Origin of the sequence: Bergeriella denitrificans NBRC 102155 (assembly GCF_001592185.1) — a bacterium.
GTDB lineage: Bacteria > Pseudomonadota > Gammaproteobacteria > Burkholderiales > Neisseriaceae > Neisseria > Neisseria denitrificans.
In genome coordinates, this window is sequence record NZ_BCWL01000227.1 from 1 (window position 1) to 3,052 (window position 3,052).

Annotated in this window: 3 protein-coding genes; all 3 read right to left on the bottom strand. The window is 56.2% G+C overall.

Translation table 11 applies throughout. From position 1 onward, the window contains the following. Positions 1-65: 65 nt before the first annotated feature. Positions 66-890: an undecaprenyl-diphosphate phosphatase gene (locus BDE01S_RS09485; protein WP_066080780.1), complete on the bottom strand. Its 825-nt coding sequence runs from the start codon at positions 888-890 to the stop codon at positions 66-68. Between the two features lie 99 nt (positions 891-989). Further along, positions 990-1,631: a thiol:disulfide interchange protein DsbA/DsbL gene (locus tag BDE01S_RS09490; protein WP_066080785.1), complete on the bottom strand. Its 642-nt coding sequence runs from the start codon at positions 1,629-1,631 to the stop codon at positions 990-992. Continuing rightward, positions 1,631-2,680, bottom strand: coding sequence for an SPOR domain-containing protein (locus tag BDE01S_RS09495; protein WP_066080790.1), 1,050 nt, complete (start codon positions 2,678-2,680; stop codon positions 1,631-1,633). Before BDE01S_RS09495 ends, BDE01S_RS09490 begins: the two co-directional genes overlap by 1 nt. Between the last annotated feature and the right edge of the window lie 372 nt (positions 2,681-3,052).

Below are 3,052 nucleotides of genomic sequence, written 5' to 3' on the forward strand. Positions count from 1 at the left end.
TATTTTGCCACACAAAAGCCGTCTGAAAACCCAAGTTTTCAGACGGCTTAAATCATTCCGGCAGCTTATTCCGCCCAATCCACCCAGCCCATCAGCCAAGTCAGTAAAATCAGGCCACCGAAGGCGATGCGGTAATAGGCAAAAGGCACATAATTTTTGGTGGCAACGAATTTCAGCAGGGCTTTCACCGCCAGCAGGCCGGAAATGAAGGCGGCGACAAAGCCGACGGCAATCAGGCCGATGTCTTGCAGGGTAAACAGTTTGTAATGCCGCAAAACATCATAAGCGGTAGCGGCCACCATCATCGGCACGGCCAGGAAAAAGGAAAACTCGGTTGCGGTTTTGCGCTCCAAACCCCACAGCATGCCGCCCATAATGGTGCTGCCCGAGCGCGACGTACCCGGAATCAGCGCGAAAATCTGCGCGCAGCCGACCACCAGAGCATCGCGCGGGCGCATATCGTCCACGCTGGTCACTTTCGGCGCTTTGCGGGTTTGCCGTTTTTCCACCCACAGGATGAAGAAGCCGCCCAACACCAGCATGGCGGCAACGGTAATCGGGTTGAACAGGTACAATTTAATCTGTTTGCTGAACAATAAACCCACCACGGCTGCGGGCACGAAAGCTACGGCCAGATTGAGCACGAAGCGGTTGGCGCGGCGGTCGCGGCCGATGCCGCCGATGATGTCGGTAAAGCGTTTGCGGTATTCGAAAATCACCGCCAATACCGCGCCCAGCTGGATGGCGATTTCAAATACTTTGCCGTTGCTGTGGAAATTCAGCAAATCGCCGAACACAATCAGATGCCCGGTGCTGGAAATCGGCAGAAACTCGGTCAAACCTTCGATAATGCCCAAAATCAGGGCTTTGAATAATAATGCGATGTCCATAAATCTCTTTCAGACGGCCTTTAAAACAAAGGGCAGCCGGTACGACTGCCCTACTTAATCGTTTCATTGCGAAGCAAACCGGCCGTGCTTCATCAATCATCAGAATTTCAAACCGCGCTCGCGGCGCACTTTGGCAATCAGCTCATCAACGGTTTTCATGCCCTGCTCATAGCCGTCGGGAAACTTCACCTGATACTTTCCGCCCACCAGCACCAACGGGGTTTGCGTGATATAGTGCTGCACGGTCAGCTGCTGCATCCGCTCGGCCTGCTTGCGGTTTTCCAGGCTGCGGTAGGCGGCCAGCAGTTTTTTCCCATCGAAACCGCGCTGCGCGGCAGCCCATCGAGTAAACGTGGCTTCGTCGCTCAAATCGATGCCCTGCACCTGCACGGCTTGGAATACGGCCGGATTGGCCTGATGCTTTAAGCCCGAGCTGTTTACAGCCGCAGCCACCCGCGCCAAACCCAGCATTTCCGGCTGCCAAACCACATGCTCGGTACGCAGATAAGTATCGGGCGCAAAGGTTTTGCTGTGGCGCAGCAATACGGGATCGAGCTTGTAGCAATGCGGGCAAAAATAGCCGAAAAATTCCAACACCTCCACCTTGTCCGCACGCGTTTGGGCAACGGGTTTATCCCATACGGTATAATCGCGCCCTTCTTCCGCCGCCCATGCGGCAGGCAAGAGTAAGGCCGCAGCCGATAAGACTGCGGCTTTCTGCATCATCACAGCGGCTTTCATCAGTTGGCCGCCCGGGTAAAGCTGCTGATGCCGTTTTTCTGCAAAGTCTGCTGCACGCGCTTGGCCGCTTCCTGGCTCATCACGCCGCTTTGCACGCGGTACACATTTTTACCGTTGGCCGTGCCCGCTGCTACGCTGGACTGCACGCCCAACATCGCCAGCTTGGCACGCTGCGCGTCAGCGCTGGCGCGGTCGCCGTAAGAACCCATCTGCACCAGAACTTTTTTACCTGAGCCGACGCTCTCGGTTTTCTTGGCGGCGGCTTTGGCAGCCGGTTTCTTCGCTTCTTCGCTGGCGGCTTTGCGGGCTTTTTCGATGCTGCCGCTGTTCAGAATCTGCTCGGGGGTCGGCTTGGCAGCCTTTTTGTCGGCTTCTTTTTTAGCGGCTTTGGCGGCAGCGGCTTTTTTCTCTGCTGCTTTCTTTTCCGCTGCTTTTTTCTCGGCCAGCTTGCGCTCGGCGCGGGCTTTTTGCTTGTCGGTCAGGCGGTCGGCTGCGGCTTTTTTCTCGGCCGCTTGGTCGGCTTTGGCTTTTTCCGCACGTTTTTTGGCCAGTTCGGCTTTGCGCTCGGCCTGGCGTTTCTGCGCGGCGGCTTTTTCGGCGGCATCACGCTCGGCACGCGCCTGCTTGCGGTCTTGCTCTGCTTGGGCATCGGCACGGGCTTTGGCTTCCTGCGCGCGCTTCTGCTCTGCTTCTTCTTCCGCGCGGCGGGCGGCTTCTTCCTGCTCGGCAGCAGCTTTGGCTTCCGCTTCGGCACGCGCTTTCGCCTCTGCCTCGGCGCGTGCTTTGGCTTCCGCTTCAGCCTTGGCTTTCGCTTCCGCAGCTTCGCGCTCCAGACGCGCGCGCTCGGCGGCTTCTTTTTCTTTAGCCACCTGCTGCGGCTTCAAGACCTCGGTTTCAACGGGTTTGGCTTTGCTGCTTTCGCTGTCTTTAAAGGCCGTTTGGTTGCCTTTATTCAGGAAAAACAGGATACCGACGATGACCGCCGTTGCCAGCAGCAGACCCGATAAAAAGCCGGACAAGCCTTTGCCATATTGTGTTTGTTTGTTCATACCATACCTTGTGTATTTTCAGACGGCATCCTGCCCCTTTTCCGGCGGCAGGCCGTATCGATGGTGCATTTTATCAATAACTGCCCTTTTCAGCAAAACCGCTTGCGCCCTTTCCCGGCTTTATTTGCGTAATTGTCTGAAATACAGGGGAAAGGCCGTCTGAAAAACCTGCTGCGGAAAAGCAACGGCCGCCAAGTCTGCGGAAAAGGAGGATTATGTAAAGCGGCATCGGCTGATGATAAAGCGCCCCGATGCTACCAAACGCCAAACCGGAATAATATAGTCGGAGAAATTAAATTCTGATACAAGGCGGCCTTTTCCCGCAATGACACACCCCGAACCCCTTACCTGCCCGACTACCGACACCGCCCC